General features: G+C 71.4%; 16 protein-coding genes and 1 pseudogene. 8 read left to right on the plus strand and 9 right to left on the minus strand.

Annotation, left to right across the window (positions count from 1 at the left end):
• The first annotated feature begins 122 nt into the window (after positions 1-122).
• Positions 123-1466 carry a nickel pincer cofactor biosynthesis protein LarC gene (gene larC / locus ACQUST_RS02770; protein ID WP_435124652.1) on the plus strand — a complete coding sequence of 448 codons (1344 nt, stop codon included), beginning with the start codon at positions 123-125 and terminating at the stop codon, positions 1464-1466.
• 6 nt (positions 1467-1472) lie between these two features.
• Here larC and ACQUST_RS02775 read toward each other — a convergent pair whose 3' ends face one another.
• The gene (locus tag ACQUST_RS02775; protein ID WP_435124654.1) at positions 1473-2210 is read right to left on the minus strand and encodes a hypothetical protein; all 738 of its coding nucleotides are present in this window, start codon (positions 2208-2210) and stop codon (positions 1473-1475) included.
• Positions 2211-2318: 108 nt separating this feature from the next.
• On the opposite strand from ACQUST_RS02775, the gene radB reads away from it, so the two are divergent.
• Both radB and ACQUST_RS02785 read left to right on the plus strand, forming a co-directional pair.
• Positions 2319-3011 (plus strand): DNA repair and recombination protein RadB, encoded by a 693-nt coding sequence (gene radB / locus ACQUST_RS02780; RefSeq protein ID WP_435124656.1) that lies wholly within the window; start codon positions 2319-2321, stop codon positions 3009-3011.
• 164 nt (positions 3012-3175) lie between these two features.
• Positions 3176-3556 (plus strand): 30S ribosomal protein S8e, encoded by a 381-nt coding sequence (locus ACQUST_RS02785; RefSeq protein WP_435124658.1) that lies wholly within the window; start codon positions 3176-3178, stop codon positions 3554-3556.
• Positions 3557-3651: 95 nt separating this feature from the next.
• Here the strand turns inward: ACQUST_RS02785 and ACQUST_RS02790 are convergent.
• From ACQUST_RS02790 to ACQUST_RS02815, 6 genes and pseudogenes are all read right to left on the minus strand, one after another.
• A pseudogene (locus tag ACQUST_RS02790) lies at positions 3652-3980 on the minus strand (cupin domain-containing protein).
• A gap of 159 nt (positions 3981-4139) precedes the next feature.
• The gene (locus ACQUST_RS02795; protein WP_435124661.1) at positions 4140-5015 is read right to left on the minus strand and encodes a hypothetical protein; all 876 of its coding nucleotides are present in this window, start codon (positions 5013-5015) and stop codon (positions 4140-4142) included.
• Positions 5016-5152: 137 nt separating this feature from the next.
• Positions 5153-5482 carry a DUF7126 family protein gene (locus ACQUST_RS02800; protein WP_435124664.1) on the minus strand — a complete coding sequence of 110 codons (330 nt, stop codon included), beginning with the start codon at positions 5480-5482 and terminating at the stop codon, positions 5153-5155.
• Between the two features lie 148 nt (positions 5483-5630).
• Positions 5631-6548 carry a glutamine-hydrolyzing GMP synthase gene (gene guaA, locus ACQUST_RS02805; RefSeq protein WP_435124666.1) on the minus strand — a complete coding sequence of 306 codons (918 nt, stop codon included), beginning with the start codon at positions 6546-6548 and terminating at the stop codon, positions 5631-5633.
• A complete protein-coding gene (locus ACQUST_RS02810; RefSeq protein WP_435124668.1) occupies positions 6548-8212 on the minus strand; it encodes a CTP synthase in 1665 nt (554 codons plus the stop codon). Before ACQUST_RS02810 ends, guaA begins: the two co-directional genes overlap by 1 nt.
• Before the next feature lie 116 nt (positions 8213-8328).
• Positions 8329-9354 (minus strand): hypothetical protein, encoded by a 1026-nt coding sequence (locus ACQUST_RS02815; RefSeq protein WP_435124671.1) that lies wholly within the window; start codon positions 9352-9354, stop codon positions 8329-8331.
• 112 nt (positions 9355-9466) lie between these two features.
• Here ACQUST_RS02815 and ACQUST_RS02820 point away from each other — a divergent pair, with 112 nt between their 5' ends.
• From ACQUST_RS02820 to cofC, 4 genes are all read left to right on the plus strand, one after another.
• A complete protein-coding gene (locus ACQUST_RS02820) occupies positions 9467-10378 on the plus strand; it encodes a complex I NDUFA9 subunit family protein (protein WP_435124673.1) in 912 nt (303 codons plus the stop codon).
• 360 nt (positions 10379-10738) lie between these two features.
• Positions 10739-11920: a tubulin/FtsZ family protein gene (locus tag ACQUST_RS02825; RefSeq protein WP_435124676.1), complete on the plus strand. Its 1182-nt coding sequence runs from the start codon at positions 10739-10741 to the stop codon at positions 11918-11920.
• A complete protein-coding gene (locus ACQUST_RS02830) occupies positions 11889-12683 on the plus strand; it encodes a hypothetical protein (protein WP_435124679.1) in 795 nt (264 codons plus the stop codon). The genes ACQUST_RS02825 and ACQUST_RS02830 overlap by 32 nt, the downstream gene beginning before the upstream one ends.
• A 4-nt stretch (positions 12684-12687) precedes the next feature.
• On the plus strand, positions 12688-13314 hold the full coding sequence (cofC, locus tag ACQUST_RS02835; RefSeq protein ID WP_435124681.1) for a 2-phospho-L-lactate guanylyltransferase: 627 nt from the start codon (positions 12688-12690) through the stop codon (positions 13312-13314).
• 3 nt (positions 13315-13317) lie between these two features.
• Here the strand turns inward: cofC and ACQUST_RS02840 are convergent, their stop codons facing one another.
• Both ACQUST_RS02840 and ACQUST_RS02845 read right to left on the minus strand, forming a co-directional pair.
• Positions 13318-13983, minus strand: a complete 666-nt coding sequence (locus ACQUST_RS02840; protein WP_435124684.1) for an alpha/beta hydrolase — start codon at positions 13981-13983, stop codon at positions 13318-13320.
• Positions 13976-15022 carry a ring-cleaving dioxygenase gene (locus ACQUST_RS02845; RefSeq protein ID WP_435124687.1) on the minus strand — a complete coding sequence of 349 codons (1047 nt, stop codon included), beginning with the start codon at positions 15020-15022 and terminating at the stop codon, positions 13976-13978. The genes ACQUST_RS02840 and ACQUST_RS02845 overlap by 8 nt, the downstream gene beginning before the upstream one ends.
• 228 nt (positions 15023-15250) lie before the next feature.
• Between ACQUST_RS02845 and cofG the strand changes: the two genes are divergently transcribed.
• Positions 15251-16483 carry a 7,8-didemethyl-8-hydroxy-5-deazariboflavin synthase subunit CofG gene (gene cofG, locus ACQUST_RS02850; protein ID WP_435126090.1) on the plus strand — a complete coding sequence of 411 codons (1233 nt, stop codon included), beginning with the start codon at positions 15251-15253 and terminating at the stop codon, positions 16481-16483.
• The last annotated feature ends 37 nt before the right edge of the window (positions 16484-16520 follow it).

Genomic DNA, 16520 nt, shown 5'->3' on the forward strand with positions numbered 1-16520 from the left:
CCGTCGGCACACCGCCCCGGATAGCCGGCGCTCCGGCGGGCGGCTTCGTCCGGGTCAGCGGCCGCGCTCGCCGCCGGTCGTCGCTCCGAACGCTTTTTCGCGGGGCGGCCCACGGTCACGGTATGCGTACCCTCGCGTTCGACGGCCGGATGGGCGCCGCCGGCGACATGCTGCTCGCCGCGCTCGTCGCGGCCGGCGCCGACCCCGCCGTCCTGGAGCCCGTGGAGGAGGCCCTGCCCGTCACGGTCGAGTTCGAAACCGTCGACAAGTGCGGCATCTCCGCCACCAGCGCCCGCGTCGTCCACGACGAAGCGCCCCGCGACGACGCGGCGGAACACGACCACGGCGACGGCCATGACCACTCGCACAGCCACGGCGACGGCGACGCCGACGACCGGTGTCCGCGCGGGCACGACCACGCGCACGAGCATGGCGCAGAGGGCCACGGCTCCCAGCGCACCTACGCCGAGGTCGTCGAGTTCGTCGAGGCGATGGCGGTGCCCGAGGGCGTGAAAGGCGACGCGCTCGACGTCTTCGAGATACTCGGCGAGGCCGAATCCTCCGTGCACGGCCAGCCGCTCGCGGACACGCACTTCCACGAGGTCGGCGCGGACGACGCCATCGCGGACGTCGTCGGCTGCTGTCTGCTCGTCGCGGACCTCGCCCCCGACCGGGTCGTGACGACGCCGGTGGCGACCGGCGACGGCGAAGTCGAGTTCAGCCACGGCGTCTACCCGGTGCCGACGCCGGCGGTCGTCGAAATCGCGGAGCGCGCCGACTGGGCGGTCCGCGGCGGCCCGGCCGACGCCGAACTGCTGACGCCGACCGGCGCCGCCGTCCTCGCGCACTTCGCGGACGGCGTCGACCGGCTCCCGTCGCTCCGCGTCGACGACTCCGGCTACGGCGCCGGCGACCGCGACTTCCCGGACCGGCCGAACGTCGTCCGCGCCACCGTCGGCGAGGCGACGACCGACGGCGGCGGCGACGCGGCGACGGACCTGGTCCGCGACGACATCGCGGTGCTGGAGACGAACCTCGACGACGCCGCCCCGGAGGTGCTCGGCGGCCTCCACGAGTCGCTGCGGGCGGCCGGCGCGCGCGACGTATCGGTGCTGCCGGCGACGATGAAGAAGTCCCGGCCCGGCCACCTCGTGAAGGTCATCTGCAAACCGGACGACGCGGAGGCGGTCGCGCGGCGGCTCGCGGAGGAGACCGGGACGCTCGGCGTCCGCGAGGGCGGCGCCAGCCACCGCTGGGTCGCCGAGCGGCGCTTCGAAACCGCCGAACTGGACGTCGACGGCGACAGCTACGAGGTGTCCGTCAAGGTCGCCTCCGACGCAGACGGCGACGTCTACGACGTGAGCGCCGAGTACGACGACGCGGCCGCGGTCGCCGGCGAGTCGGGCGTGCCGACCCGCGAAGTCCTGCGGCGCGCAGAAGCGGCCGTCCACGACCGGCTGGACTGACCGGTCCTAGTCGCCGCGGTAGCTCGCGAGCGCCTCGGTCATCGTGAGTTCGCCGAGCGCGACCCGGCGGGCGAGGTCGGCGTCGATGGTGAGTTCGCCGTCGGAGCGCTCGCGCGACTCGTTTTTGACGCGCTGAATCTCGCCGGGCGTCGGGTCGACGTCGCGGGTCTCCACCGGGTCGCCCTCCCGGCGGGCGATGTTGACGGCGGCGAGCACGTCCGCCATCCCCTTCCCGCTCGCGCCGGCGCCGAGCGCGGGCGTCGTCGCGGTCTCGTCGACCAGTTCGACGGCGACGTCCTCCAGTTCGTTCACGATCTGGGCGCCCTGGAGCCGGGCGCCGTCGCCGACGCGGACGAGCGCGTCCGGTTCGCCGGCGACCTCTTCGCGGACCGTCGCGACGGCGTCCGCGAGCGGGACGTGGAACGCCGCGACGACGGTGTCGCCGACGCAGACCGCGATTCCGGGGCGCTCCCCGGGGTCGACGCCGACGACGAGCCGGTCGTCGCCGCCGCGGAGCGAGCCGAGCGCGGCGTCGACGCCCGCCCGGACGTCGTCCGCGGTGGTCGTGACGTGGGTCACGTCGTCGGCGGCGGTGACGCCTTCGTCTGCCGCCGAGATGACGACCTCGGCCCGCTCGGGGAGCGGCTCGTCCGGCTCCGCGGTGGTGAACGTGGCGCCGCGGTCGCGCAGCTCGCCGACTGCGGCGTGATACAGCCCGAAATCCTCGGTGACGACGACGATCAACAGTTGCCTCTAGGGCGGCTCGGACGCTTTACCGTGTCGCTGCCGACGGCGGCGGTCGGCGAGCGGCCGGTCGGGGAGTTCATATGCGGTGACGCCCCAGCGTCCACCGTGCCCGACCCTCTCTCCACCGGCTGCGCGGCGCTCGATGACCTGCTCGGCGGCGGCATCGAACGCGGCGTCGTCACGCAGCTGTACGGCCCGCCGGCCGCGGGCAAGACGAACGTCGCGCTCACCGCGGCCGTCGAGGTCGCCGCGGCCGGCGGCTCCGTCCTCTACATCGACACCGAGGACCTGTCGATGGAGCGGTTCCGACAGATTTCGGAGGCGCGGACGGCCGAGCCGGTCGAGGAGGTCGCCTCGCGGCTCATCGTCACGGAGGCGATGAGCTTCGACGAGCAGGGCGAGGCGGTGCAGGACGCCGAGGAGTTCGCGGACAGCGTCGACCTGGTCGTGCTGGACTCCGCGACCGGCTTCTACCGGCTGGAGCGCAACAGCGACGCCGCCGCCGGCGACGCGCTCCGCGCCGTCGCCCGGCAGGTGACGCACCTGCTGTCGCTCGCCCGGAAACACGACCTCGCAGTGCTTCTCACCAACCAGGTGTTCACGGACCCGGACGCCGACCGCACCCGGCCGCTCGGCGGCAACACGCTCGAACACTGGACGGGTGTCGTCGTCCGGCTCGAACGGTTCCGCGGCGGGAACCGCCGAGCCACCATCGAGAAGCACCGCTCTCAGCCCGCCGGCGGCACCGCGCGGTTCGAAATCACGGACGCCGGCATCGAGGACGTCCAGGAGCCGTAGTCAGCGGCGGGGCGGTACCGCCCCGACCGCGGGCATCCCGGCAGTCCGGACTGGCTCACCGCCGCGAATCGCCGTCAGCCGTCGGTGAACGGCCGGGAACGGCCGCGAGAGCCGGCGACGGCAGAGTCGAGCGATTCAAGTATGCGCCGGGCCTGCACCGACGTATGAAAGACCAGAGTGGTCGCCAGAAGCGCAAGCGCACCGGCGGCCGACGCCGCACGTTCCGCAACAAGAAGCGACACAGCCTCGGGCGCGAACCGACCGAGACGACGGTCGGCGAACCTCGGTTCCGCACCATCGACGCCCGCGGCGACAACGAGAAGATTCGCGCGCTCTCCGCCGACACCGCGCAGGTCGCGACGGACGGCGAAACCGAGACCGCCGAAATCGAGGACGTCGTCGAGAACCCGTCGAACGTCAACTACGTCCGCCGGAACATCATCACGAAGGGCGCCGTCATCGAGACGAGCGCCGGCCGCGCCCGCGTCACCTCCCGCCCCGGCCAGACCGGGCAGGTGAACGCCGTCGTCGTCGACGACGAGTAATCGCCGCGCCGCTTTTCCGGGTCGCCGACACCGTGACACCGTAGCGGCTGCGCCGGCGACGTGACTGCGCCGTCTCCGGTTCTCGCCGCTCAGACTCAGCCGCTTCCGGGGAGCGGGCAGAGGCTCGCGGTGAACGCGGCCCGTTCGTCGGTGTCGTTGCGGGCGCCGTGGACCGCGCCGCGCTCGTGGTGTACGACGCCCGGCGCCGACACGTCGGCCTCCTCGTCGCCGCGGAGCACCGTGACGGTGCCTCGACGACGTGGAACACGTTCGTGCTGTCGCCGTGTTCGTGCGGGTTGAGCGCCGCGCCCGCCCCGAGCACGAACGCCTTCACGAGCACGTCGTCGGTGACGACGACTTCCGCGGAGGCCACGTCGCCGTCCGCCGGGTCCAGTTCCGCGGGTACGTCGGTGAGTTCGTCCACGTACGTGGACGGCTCCGCCGAAGCAAAAACGTCGGTGGGTGCGTCCGCGAGGCCCCCCAGCCCCGCGGTCACCCGTCGTCCGTGCGTCGTGTGCCTCTCCCCGGTCGGCCGGGGCCCCTGTCGCGTCTCGATTCGCCGCCCGTTCGTCGGCGCGTCAGTTCACGGCCGGCCGTCGCCGTTGCCGTGTCCGTTGGAACCGCTGTTTCCGGGGCTGTCACCGGACTCGATTTCCGCGCCGTCAGCCTCGTCCGTCCCGTCGTCTTCCGCGTCGCTGCCCTCGCTCCCCTCGCCGTCGTCGGCGTCGTCGCCGTCGTCCGAGTCTGACTGTCCGGCGTGCTCGGGCGGCCCGCGCTCGTCGTCGGACTCGGTCTCGTTCGCCGAGTCGGTGCCGTTCGCGGGCGGCCCGCGCTCGTGCTCGTCGTCTTCGTCAGTCGCGTTTGCCGACTCGTTCGTCGGACCGCCTGCGTGGTCCGGGCGCGCGTCGCCGGCGGCGGCCGCGCTCACGGCCGTCCCGAGCGACGTGTTGAGGTCGCCCGCGAGGTAGGCGTTGATGACCGCGTGGATGCGCTCGACGCGGTCCGGGACGGCGGCGGGCACGTCGGTCGGCGGCCCGCGCGTCTCGTTGTCCGTCTCGTTCTCGGCGGCGTCGTCCTCGACTGCCTGGAACCCGCCTTCGACGAGGCTCAGCGTGCCGTTCTCGACGGCGTACGTGAACTCGCCGGTGACGTTCTCGGCGGCCGCGGTCACGGTGAACTCCGAGGCGTTCGTCTCGAACGTCACCGCGCCGTCGGCGCCGGTCGTCCCGACGGAGTCGCCCTCGACGCTGACGGCGACCCCCTCGGCGGCCGAGCCGTTCGCCGTCACGACGAACGTCACGGTCCCGTTGTCGATGCTCGCGTCGGCCTCGTAGTCGGAGGCGTCCGCGGACGTGTCCGCTGACACGGTTCCTGTTCCAGTTCCGGTCGCTGCGGCACCGGCGCCGGCGCTCACCAGGAGCGCAGCGACGGTGACCGCGAGCAGTCGTCGGACGTTCATCGCGGTCGATGCCACGACCCCCGACCCCTTGAAGGGGGTAAACGCCGAACCTGGATTCAGGGGTTTCGCGGGCGTCTAAAGCCGGATTAAGCTCGATTAACCGTCGGCCGAGGCGGTTGGCGCCGGCGCGCCCCCGGCTACTCCGCGAGCTCTTCGGCGACGACGTCGGCGGCGAGCAGCCCCGGGTCGACGGCGAGGTCGGTCTGCCCCTTCGCGAACTCCGGGAGCGACTCACGCGCGTAGACGACGGCGCGGACGTCCGGGTTCCGGTCTTTCGCGACCGCGATGCTCGTCGCCTCTTCGAGGTCGGTCAGGACGTACAGCGCCGCGTCCGCGATGCCGGCGTCGTCGAGGTCGGCGCCGCTGACGACGCCCTCCAGCCGCGTCACGCCGACCCCGACCGATTCGAGGGCCGCGCCGATACCGTCCTCGTCGGGGCCGGCGACGACGGCCGAAATCGTTGTCATGGCTGTACACAGCGCGGCTGCGCGGAAAAACTGACCGCCTTCGCCGTGCGGCACGGTGGCACAGGCCGGCGTCCGTCGGCGTAGTGGCGGCGGCGTACTGGTGTCCGTGGCGGCCGGCGGCGTGCTCCTCTTCGATGGTCGCGGCGGCTTACTCGTATTCGATGGTCGCCGGCGGCTTGTGCGTGACGTCGTAGACGACGCGGGCGACGTTGTTGTTCGCGCCGGTGATGCGGCTCTGGATGCGCTGGAGCGTCTCCCACGGGAGGTTCTGGGCGCGGGCGGTCATGCCGTCGCGGCTCTCGACCGACCGGACCGAGACGACCCAGCCGTGGACGCGGTTGTCGCCTTTCACGCCCGTCGCCTTCCCGATGACGGCGGCGAACGCCTGCCACGGCTCGTGCTCTTCGGTCTCCGCTTCGACGACGTGGCACGCCTCGCGCGCCACCTCCAGTTTCTCCTCGGTGACCTCGCCGACGATGCGGACGGCGAGCCCCGGCCCCGGGAACGGCATGCGCTCGGAGACGACGGCTTCGAGCTCGAGCGCGCGCGCGACCTCGCGGACCTCGTCTTTGTACAGGTCACGGACCGGCTCGACGATGCCGTCGAAGTCGACGACGTCCGGCAGCCCGCCGACGTTGTGGTGGCTCTTGATGTTCCCCTCGGACTCGATGCGGTCCGGGTAGATGGTGCCCTGCACGAGGTAGTCGGCGTCGGTGTCTTTCGCCTCGCGTTCGAACTCCCGGATGAACTGTTCGCCGATGACGTGCCGCTTCTCCTCCGGGTCTGTGACGCCGCCGAGCGCGTCCAGGAACCGGTCTTGCGCCTCGACGACGCGAAGCGAGTCCATGTAGGCGAACGTCTCGCGAATCTGGGCGGTCTCGCCCTTCCGCATCAGCCCGGTGTCGACGTACACCGGCGTGAGCTGGTCGCCGATGGCGCGGTAAGCGAGCGCCGCCGCGACCGACGAGTCGACGCCGCCCGACAGCGCGATGACCGCGTTCGCGTCGCCGACCTCGTCGCGGATTTCCGCGGTGGCGTCGGCGATGAACTCCTCGACGTCCACCATCAGGCGCTCACCTCCTCGTCGGCCGCGGCGGCGCCGTCCCGCGGGTCCGTGTCGTCGAGGACGGCGTCGAGCAGCCCGACGAACGGCGGCGACGCCCGGTCCGGCCGCGACCGGAACTCGGGGTGGAACTGCGTCCCGATGAAGTACGGGTGGTCGTCGCGCTCGACGATCTCCATCCGGCGGCCGGCCGTCCCGGAGAACGTCAGGTCGCCGGCGGTGAGTTCGTCGATGTACTCGGGGTTCACCTCGTAGCGGTGGCGGTGCCGCTCCGTACAGGAGTCGTCGCCGTACACCTCCGCGGCGAGCGTCCCCGGCTCGATGTCGGTGTCGTGCGCGCCGAGCCGCATCGTGCCGCCCATCTCCTCTTCGTCCTCCTGTTCGGGCAGCAGGTCGATGACCGGGTACGGCGTCTCCGGCTCGAGTTCGGCGGAGTTCGCCTCCTCCCAGCCGAGGACGTTCCGGGCGTGTTCGACGACCGCCATCTGGAAGCCGAGACACAGCCCGAGGAACGGCACGTCGTTCTCGCGGGCGAACCGAATCGCCTCGACTTTCCCCTCCGTGCCGCGCGACCCGAAGCCGCCGGGGACGACGACGCCGTCCGCCTCCCGGAGCCGGTCGGCGTGCTCGCCGCCCACTTTGTCGGCGTTCACCCAGACGACGTTCACGTCGACGCCGTGCTCCAGCCCGGCGTGTTTCAGCGCCTCGTGGACCGACATGTAGGCGTCCTCGAGGTCGTACTTGCCGACGAGCGCGACGTCGACCTCGCCGGTGCGTTCGCGCGTCACGAGTTCGCGCCACCGCGACTCGCGCTCGGACTCCGGCAGCGCCTCGTCCGCGAGGCCGAGCCGGTCCATGACGTGCTCGTCGAGCCCCTCCTCTTCGACGACCAGCGGGACGTGGTAGACGTCGTCGACGTCGGGGTTCGAGAACACGGCGTCCGTCGGGACGTCACAGAACAGCGCGATCTTCTCCTTCGTGCTGTCGTCCAGTTCGTCCTCGCACCGGCCGACCAGGACGTCCGGCTGCAGCCCGATGCTGCGCAGCTCCTTCACGGAGTGCTGTGTCGGCTTCGTCTTCTGCTCGCCGTTCTTCGAGTACGGGACGAGCGTGACGTGCGTGAACAGGACGTTCTCTTCGGGCTCCTCGTGGGCGAACTGCCGGAGCGCCTCCAGGTACGGCATCCCCTCGATGTCGCCGACGGTGCCGCCGATTTCGACGATGCAGACGTCGGTGCCGGCGGCAGCCTCGCGGATGCGCCGCTTGATGTCGTCGGTGATGTGCGGGATGACCTGCACCGTCTTCCCGAGGTAGGCGCCGGCGCGCTCCTTCTCGATGACGTGCTTGTACGTCTTCCCGGTGGTGACGTTGTGGTCGGAGGTCATGTCGACGCCCAGGAACCGCTCGTAGTTCCCGAGGTCGAGGTCGACCTCGCCGCCGTCTTTCAGCACGTACACCTCGCCGTGCTGATACGGATTCATGGTGCCCGCGTCCACGTTGAGATACGGGTCGATTTTGACTGCCGTTACGTCGAAGCCTGCGTTGGCGAGCAGGCGACCGGTGGAGGCGGCGGTGATGCCCTTGCCCAACCCGGACATCACCCCGCCGGTGACGAAGATGAATTTGCGACCCAGACTCGGGTCGTACCCCGTCTCCTCTGTCGGCATACTGACCGTGCGTCAGGGTTCAGGAAAACCGTTTCGGAGCGAGCACGGAACTGGCCGAACGGTCGGACCGCCGGCCGGCCACCGGCCGCAGCACCACGGCACCGCGTCTTCCGGGGTCAGTCCTCGCGCGGCCCGCGGATGTCGCCGCCGCTCCTGCCGGCGACGAACTGGCCGGCCGCCTGCGTCCGGCTGCTCACCGCGCTCACGCGCAGCACGTACACCGACAGCAGCGTGAACGGCGCGAGCGCGACGACGTGCACCGTGACGATGAGGTAGTGGCTCTGCGGCAGCCGATTCAGGTGCAGCAGCGCGAACGACACCAGCCCGATCGTCGGCAGGCTCACGACGACGAGGTTCCGCGAGAGCCGCGCGAACTCCTGGCGCATGTACACCGTCTTGAAGTACTCGCGGGCGGTCGCGAAGTACTGGAGCAGCGTCAGCAGCTCGTCGATGCGGTCCTCCGCGCGCTCGTCGAGCGCGTCGCCGTACTCGGCGCGCAGCCCCCGGAGGTCGTTTATCTGGCGGTCGTGGTCGTAGTCCATCGTCGCCAGCATCACGTCGAACGTCGTCGCGCCGCCGTCCAGCTCCTGGTTCATCTCGCCGGTCTCCGCCGACAGCGACGACACGTACGCGTCGACGTCGGCCCGGACGTCCACGTCGACGGCGCGGAGTTCGTCCTGCAGCTGCTGGGCGCGTTCGAGCACCTCCGCCGACAGCACCCGCAGCAGCCGTTCGGGCGCGGCGGGCGCGTGGTCCAGCCCCGCGACGTCTTCGAGGCGGCGGCGGTACTCGACGACGCTCTGCACCCGACCGAACTGCTGAGGCAGCGTGTTCTGCTCCTGGCTCACGAACAGCGAACTCACGGAGACGACGATGGAGACCAGGAGGAAGTTCCCGGACAGGAACGTCGACACCAGCGGCACCACGGTGTGCCGCTCAGCGAGCGCCGTCTCGACTTCGACGACGGCCAACAGCGCGTGGCCGACCGGGCCGAGCACGACGAACAGCAACGCGAGCAGCGCCGCCGTCACCCACCACCGCGACCCGTCGAGCAACACCCACGTCCACGCGCGGCGGAGCGCCGTCCGCGGCCCGGACGGCTGCTCCGGGTTCGGCGGCGCCTCCTTCCCGTCGACGACCATGGGCCGTCCGAGAGGCTCCGGCGGCAAAGCCGTTCGGAAAGCGGACGCCGCCGACCGCGGCTGCGCGTCACGCCCGCACCTTTACGGTGTCTCCGCCCCACCTGTAGACGATATGCGAGTAGTCGTCGCCGGCGGCTCCGGCTTCATCGGGACGCACCTGTGTACCGAACTGGACGACCGCGGCCACGACGTCGTCGCGCTGTCGCGCTCGCCCGGCGACGCCGACCTGCCCGACGGCGTCGTCGAGAAGACGGGCGACGTGACCGACTACGACACGCTTGTCGGGCCGGTCGAGTCGGCCGACGTCGTCGTGAACCTCGTGGCGCTCTCGCCGCTGTTCACGCCGGACGGCGGCAACGAGATGCACGACGTGCTCCACCGGCAGGGGACCGAGAACCTCGTGCGCGCCGCGGAGGCGGCCGGCGTCGACCGGTTCGTCCAGCTGTCGGCGCTCGGCGCGGACCCGGACGGCGACACGCACTACATCCGCGCGAAGGGGCGCGCCGAGGAGGCGGTCCGGTCGTCCGAACTCGCGCACGTCATCCTGCGGCCCTCGGTCGTGTTCGGCGAGGGCGGCGAGTTCGTCTCGTTCACGAAGCGGCTGAAGGGGCTGTTCGCGCCGGGCGTCCCGGTGTACCCGCTGCCGGGCGGCGGGAAGACCCGGTTCCAGCCCATCTGGGTCGGCGACGCCGCGCCGATGATCGCCGACGCCGTCGCGGAGGACGAACACCGCAACGAGACGTACGAACTCGGCGGCCCGGAGGTGTTGACGCTCCGCGAAATCACGAACCTGGTGTACGAGTCGGAGGGGAAGTCGGTCACCGTCGTCGGCCTCCCGATGCCGATGGCGAAACTCGGGCTGACCGTCCTCGGCGCGCTGGGCTTCCCGATGGGGCCGGACCAGTACCGGTCGCTGCAGTTCGACAACACGACCGACGACAACGACGTCGACGCGTTCGGCGTCTCCGAGGCGGACCTGACGTCGCTCGCGGCGTACCTCGGCGTCGCCGACGAATCGGACTGACGCCGCCGAGCCGAACTCGGCCGGTGGTCGGCGGCCGACGAGACGGGGTCGGTGATGGGACCAACGGCTGTTCGTTGTCTCTGCGCGCGCGACCGGACCGCGGCGCGCGCGACGCCCCGATTTGGTCGTCGCGGACCGGAACGAGTCAGTTCTGGGTGCTGTCTGACGAAAGGTATAAATGACAGGTCGGTGCCGGGCGGCCGGCCGGTTCGTGCGTGGGAATGCCACGGTGTGGGTCGGTTCTGTCGTGCGGTTTCGGGGGCGGTTCACCCCTGTTTCGGCGTCTCATGGATGATACCCGCATCACAAACCTTTTATCCGCGCTCCGACTGTTCCTCGGCTAATGAGGAGGGGAGACGCATGAAACTGGCACTCATCGGTTTCGGCCAGGCGGGGGGGAAGATCGTCGACAAGTTCGTCGCCTACGACCAGCGCACGGGCTCGGACATCGTCCGTGCCGCGGTCGCCGTCAACACCGCGAAAGCGGACCTGATGGGGCTCGAAAACATCCCGAAGGACCAGCGGGTCCTCATCGGGCAGAGTCGAGTCAAGGGGCACGGCGTCGGCGCGGACAACGAACTCGGCGCGGAGATCGCCGAGGAGGACATCGACGAAGTTCAGGGGGCCGTCGATTCCATTCCGGTCCACGAGGTCGACGCGTTCCTCGTGATTTCGGGGCTCGGCGGTGGGACCGGCTCCGGCGGCGCGCCGGTGCTCGCGAAGCACCTCAAGCGCATCTACACCGAACCCGTCTACGGACTCGGCATCCTGCCCGGCAGCGACGAGGGCGGCATCTACACGCTGAACGCCGCGCGGTCGTTCCAGACGTTCGTCCGTGAGGTGGACAACCTCATGGTGTTCGACAACGACGCGTGGCGGAAGACCGGCGAGTCGGTCTCCGGCGGCTACGACGAGATCAACGAGGAGATCGTCAAGCGGTTCGGCATCCTGTTCGGCGCCGGCGAAGTCGACGCCGGCCAGGAGGTCGCCGAGTCCGTCGTCGACTCCAGCGAAATCATCAACACGCTCAGCGGCGGCGGCGTCTCGACGGTCGGCTACGCCTCCGAGGAGGTCGAAGAGTCGTCCTCCGGCGGGCTGCTCTCGCGGCTCACCGGCAGCGAGGAGAGCGACGACAGCCTCGACACCGCGCACACGACGAACCGTATCACGTCGCTGGTGCGGAAGGCGGCGCTCGGCCGGCTCACGCTGCCGTGCGAAATCGAGGGTGCAGAGCGCGCGCTGCTCGTCATGGCGGGGCCGCCCGAGCACCTGAACCGGAAGGGCATCGAACGCGGCCGGAAGTGGCTCGAAGAGCAGACCGGCTCGATGGAGGTTCGCGGCGGCGACTACCCGGTGAGCGGCTCCGGGTTCGTCGCGGCCGTCATCCTGCTGTCGGGCGTCACGAACGTTCCGCGCATCAAGGAGCTGCAGCAGGTGGCTATCGAGGCGCAGGACAACATCGACGAGATCCGCGAGGAGAGCGACGACAACCTCGATAACCTGGTCAGTGATGACGAAGACGAACTTGAGTCACTCTTCTAAACTGCTCGCGGCCCTCGCCACGTTCGCCCTCCTCACCGCTGCCGTCGCCCCGGCTGCGGCGGTTTCGGTCGCGTCGACGGACGCGCCGGACACCGGTGAGGTCGGCACGCAGGTGACCGCGACAGTCACGCTCGACGCGCTGTACAAGGACCCGTCGCTCGAACAGTGGCAACTCGCCGGCTCCACCGGGCTGAACAACGTCACGTGGACCGTGACGTGGTACGACCAGACCGGCGCGAAGGTGAACCAGCAGTCGTTCGACGGCGGGAACTTCTCCGGCGCCACCGTCAGCGCAGCGGAGAACCACGCCGAGGTGCAGGTGAAGGTGACCGGGACCGTCCCGGCCATCGAGCAGTTCAGCTACGAGCCGCAACAGCAGTTCCTGCTCGTCGAACTGCAGCAGACCCGGTCCGGCGGCACGTCCAACGAGATCCTGTCGCGGACCGCGACGCACTACACCGAAGACAGCAGGGAGGCGCGGCAGGCGCTCGACGCCGCGGCGGCCGCCATCGACGCCGCCGGGAACGCGCCGGAGGCGTCGAAGACGTTCGACAACGCCGTCTCGGCGTACAACGCCGGTAACTTCGACAACGCCATCGACCTGGCGAACACCGCCGAGAAGCAGGCGAAACAGGCTCAGAGCGCCCAGCAGCGGAACCGGCTCATCATGTACGGCGTCGCTGCGCTCGTCGTCGTCGCGCTCGTCGTCGGCGGCGTCCTGTACTGGCGCTCCCAGCAGGACAGCTACGACAAACTCGGCTGACGCGATGCGCGTCCTCGTGCCGTTCGCGGCCGAGCGGCCGAAGACGCGGCTCGCCGACGCGCTGTCGCGGCCGGAGCGCCGGTCGTTCGCCGCCGCGATGCTCGACGACGTGCTCGCGGCGCTCCGCGGCGCGGGCTTCTCGCCGGAGCTTCTCACGACCGAGCGGGTTGACCGCGACGTCACACAGACCGTCGACGAGCGCCCGCTCACCGCCGCCGTCAACGACGCGCTCGCGGAGCACGGCGCCGGCCCCGACGACCCGGTCGGCGTCGTGATGGCGGACCTCGCGCTCGCGACGCCGCGCGCCGTCTCCCGGCTGTCCGCCGGCGGCGACGTCGTCGTCGCGGCGGGTCGCGGCGGCGGCACGAACGCGCTCGCCGTTCGCCACCCGGCGTTCCGCGTGGACTACCACGGCGCCTCCTTCCTCGACCATCTCCGGGCCGCCCGCCGCGTCGGCGCCTCCGTCCGCGAACTCGACTCCCGGCGGCTCGCCGTCGACGTCGACGAGCGCGCGGACCTCGCGGAGGTGCTGCTGCACGGCGACGGTGCGGCCCGCGACTGGCTGCGGGACGCCGGCTTCGAACTCGACGCCGACGGCGGCCGCGTCACGGCGACGCGGACGCGCCGCTGAGAATCAGCGCTCGGATTCGAGGCTGGTGACGACGCCTTTCGCCGCGCCGAGTTCGTCGCGGTTGACGGTGTGGCCCATGCCCTCGTAGATGCGTTCGTCGACGTCGGCGCCGAGGTCGTCGAGGACGTCGCGGGTCTCGTGGACCCGTTCGAGCGGGATGTGCGGGTCGACGTCGGAGCAGCCGAGGAACACCGGGGTGCCGTCGAGGCTGCCGTCGTACTCGCGCGCCGTTCCCTCGGGGCCGATGAGGCCGCCGGAGAACGCGATGAGGCCGCCGTACCGGCGGGCGTTCCGCGCGACGAACTCCGAGGAGAGACAGGCGCCCTGCGAGAAGCCGAGCAGCGCGACGCGCTCGGCGCCGACCGCCGCGGCGGCGTCGTCGACGAGCGCGCCGACGGCGTCGAGCGCGGAGTCGAGCCACGGCTGGTTCTCCGCCAGCGGCTCCATGAACGACCGCGGGTACCACGTGTTCTGCGCCGCGGCCGGGGCGAGGTAGGCGACGTGGTCGGTGCCGAACTCCTCGGCCATCCCGAGGACGCTGTGCGGGGACGCGCCGCGGCCGTGGACGAGCACGACGGCCGCGCGGGCCTCGTCGAGGTCGGCGCCGGCGGTCGTCACGGGCTGTCCGCCGTGCGGGCCGCTGACGCCGTCGAGCGACGGCTCAGTCATCGGCGGGCACCTCCTCGTCGCCGGCGTCGGCATCGTCGCCGGCGCTGTCACCGGCCTCATCGTCGCCGGCGTGGTCGCCGTCTCCGTCGTCGCTCGCCTCGAAGACGTCCAGTTCGGGCAGCGCGGATTCGATGCGGTCGCGGTCGTCCTCCAGCCACTCGGGGAGCCGGAGCGCGGAGCCGAGTTCCGCGACGGACTCGTCGGCGGTGAAGCCGGGGCCGTCCGTGGCGAACTCGAAGAGGACGCCGCCGGGCTCGCGGAAGTAGATGGAGCGGAAGTACTGGCGGTCTTTCACCTCGGTGGCGTGCAGCCCGCGGTCGCGGAGCGCCGCCTGCCACGCCGCCTGCGTCTCGTCGTCGGGGACGCTGAAGGCGACGTGGTGGACGGAGCCGATGCCGTTGCCGGCGCGGCCCGCGTCGGGCCGCTCCACGAGGTCGACGACGGCGGCGTGGTCGCCGGCGCCGCGGAACCGGACGCGGTCGCCCGCCTCGTCGACGCGGTCGAACCCCATGAACTCCAGCAGGTCGGCGGTCGGCTCGGCGTCAGCGAGCCGGAGCGAGACGCTGTGGAACCCCCGAATCTGGTGTTCGGCTGGAACCGGGGAGCCGTCCCACGGCTCGACGCTTCCGAACGCGTCCGTCTCCACCAGTTCGAGCTCCTGCCCGTCCGGGTCGGTGAACGGGAGGACGCGGCTCCCGAACCGGGTTTCGGGCTCGCGGACCGACGCGTCGGCGTCGTCGAGGCGGTCGCGCCAGTAGTCGATGCTGCCCGCCGGGACGGCGAACCCGGTCGCCGACACCTCGCCGGTGCCGCTCGGGCCGCGGCGGCCCTCGCCGAACGGGAAGACGGTGTAGGCGGTGCCGGGCTGGCCGGTCTCGTCGCCGTAGTAGAGGTGGTAGGTGCCGGCGTCGTCGAAGTTCACGGTGCGCTTGACGAGTCGGAGCCCGAGCGCGTCCCGGAAGAACCGGACGTTCGCCTCGGGGTCGCCAGACATCACCGTGACGTGGTGAAGCCCGTCGATGGGCTGTAGTTGCGTCATGATACTACGTACGGCGCTCCCCGGGATAAGTACTCGCTGACCCGCCCGTTAGCCGGTGACGTCCGTGTCACCGGGCGCCCGGACGCTTCCGCAGGCCGAACCGCCGGCTCGGCGACCGGAGCCGGCCGCCGCCGCCGCGTCTCCGGGACCGACCAGTTTTTGGCGGTCGCTGCGCCACCTCCAGTCGTGTCTCTCGACGGCGTCGCGGACGCGGCGGACGCGGTCACCGTGAGCGCGGACGCCGGCGGCGGCGTCTCGGTCGCGGTCGACGACGACGCCGTCGACCGCCTGCTGTCCGTCACGCCGGCCGACGTCGACGCCGCCGCGGAACTGACGTTCGCGCGGAACGTGTTCTTGCCGCTCACGACGGCCTGCCGGTACACCTGCACGTACTGCACCTACTACGACCCGCCGGGGGAGGCGTCGCTCATGTCGCCGGAGGCGGTCCGCGAGCAGTGCCGCGTCGGCGCCGACGCGGGCTGTACGGAGGCGCTGTTCACGTTCGGCGACCGGCCCGACGAGCGCTACACCGAGATTTTCGACCGGCTCGACGACTGGGGGTTCGACTCGCTGCTCGACTACCACGTCCGCGCCTGCGAAATCGCGCTGGAGGAGGGGCTGTTGCCGCACTCGAACCCGGGCGACCTCGACGAGGCGGCGTTCCGCCGGCTCCGCGACGTGAACGCCTCGATGGGCGTGATGCTGGAGACGACCGCCGACGTCGACGCCCACGGCGGCTCGCGGCGGAAGACGCCCGCCCAGCGGCTGGCCACGATTCGCGCCGCCGGCGAGGCGCGCGTCCCGTTCACGACCGGCATCCTCGTCGGCATCGGCGAGGACTGGCGCGACCGCGCCGAGTCGCTGCTCGCGATTCGGGCGCTCCACGAGCGGTACGGCCACGTCCAGGAGGTCATCGTCCAGCCGGTCGTCCCGAACGACCGCTCGGACTTCGACGCGCCGTCGACCGAGACGATGCGCCGCGTCACGGCGATGGCGCGCGCGGCGCTACCGGAGTCGGTGTCGGTGCAGTCCCCGCCGAACCTCGCGCCCGTCGCGGACCTGCTGGACTGCGGCGTCGACGACCTCGGCGGCGTCTCCCCGGTGACGGACGACTACATCAACCCCGACTACGCGTGGCCGGCGCTTCGGGAACTCCGCGACGTCGCCGACGCCGGCGGCGTCCCGCTGTACGAGCGCCTCCCGGTCCACGACCGCTTCCTCCCAGACCGCTTCCGCCGCGACGACGTCGCCGCCGCGACGGTTCCCGCCGCCGATTCGCGCGAAGACGCCGACTCGCCCCGCGAGGACGCTGATTCGACGCGCGAGGACGCGGACCGGTGGCTCCACGGCGACGTCCCGGCGGCGCTCGCCGGCGACGACGTCCACGCCGCCCGGGTCCGCGACGTGGCCCGCCGCGACGGCCCGCTCTCGACGGATCCCGGCGCCGCCGCTGACGAGTAGCCTGCCGTCGGGACAGCGCCGCCTCGCCCCGCGCTCT

This window comes from Halobaculum sp. D14 (assembly GCF_051195135.1).
Taxonomy (GTDB): Archaea; Halobacteriota; Halobacteria; order Halobacteriales; family Haloferacaceae; genus JBNTKA01.

Coding starts and splice junctions, on each gene's coding strand:
- larC (WP_435124652.1), top strand. CDS start 123: ATGCGTACCCTCGCGTTCGACGGCCGGATGGGCGCCGCCGGCGACATG.
- ACQUST_RS02785 (WP_435124658.1), top strand. CDS start 3,176: ATGAAAGACCAGAGTGGTCGCCAGAAGCGCAAGCGCACCGGCGGCCGA.
- ACQUST_RS02795 (WP_435124661.1), bottom strand. CDS start 5,015: ATGAACGTCCGACGACTGCTCGCGGTCACCGTCGCTGCGCTCCTGGTG.
- ACQUST_RS02800 (WP_435124664.1), bottom strand. CDS start 5,482: ATGACAACGATTTCGGCCGTCGTCGCCGGCCCCGACGAGGACGGTATC.
- guaA (WP_435124666.1), bottom strand. CDS start 6,548: ATGGTGGACGTCGAGGAGTTCATCGCCGACGCCACCGCGGAAATCCGC.
- ACQUST_RS02810 (WP_435124668.1), bottom strand. CDS start 8,212: ATGCCGACAGAGGAGACGGGGTACGACCCGAGTCTGGGTCGCAAATTC.
- ACQUST_RS02815 (WP_435124671.1), bottom strand. CDS start 9,354: ATGGTCGTCGACGGGAAGGAGGCGCCGCCGAACCCGGAGCAGCCGTCC.
- ACQUST_RS02820 (WP_435124673.1), top strand. CDS start 9,467: ATGCGAGTAGTCGTCGCCGGCGGCTCCGGCTTCATCGGGACGCACCTG.
- ACQUST_RS02825 (WP_435124676.1), top strand. CDS start 10,739: ATGAAACTGGCACTCATCGGTTTCGGCCAGGCGGGGGGGAAGATCGTC.
- ACQUST_RS02830 (WP_435124679.1), top strand. CDS start 11,889: ATGACGAAGACGAACTTGAGTCACTCTTCTAAACTGCTCGCGGCCCTC.
- cofC (WP_435124681.1), top strand. CDS start 12,688: ATGCGCGTCCTCGTGCCGTTCGCGGCCGAGCGGCCGAAGACGCGGCTC.
- ACQUST_RS02840 (WP_435124684.1), bottom strand. CDS start 13,983: ATGACTGAGCCGTCGCTCGACGGCGTCAGCGGCCCGCACGGCGGACAG.
- ACQUST_RS02845 (WP_435124687.1), bottom strand. CDS start 15,022: ATGACGCAACTACAGCCCATCGACGGGCTTCACCACGTCACGGTGATG.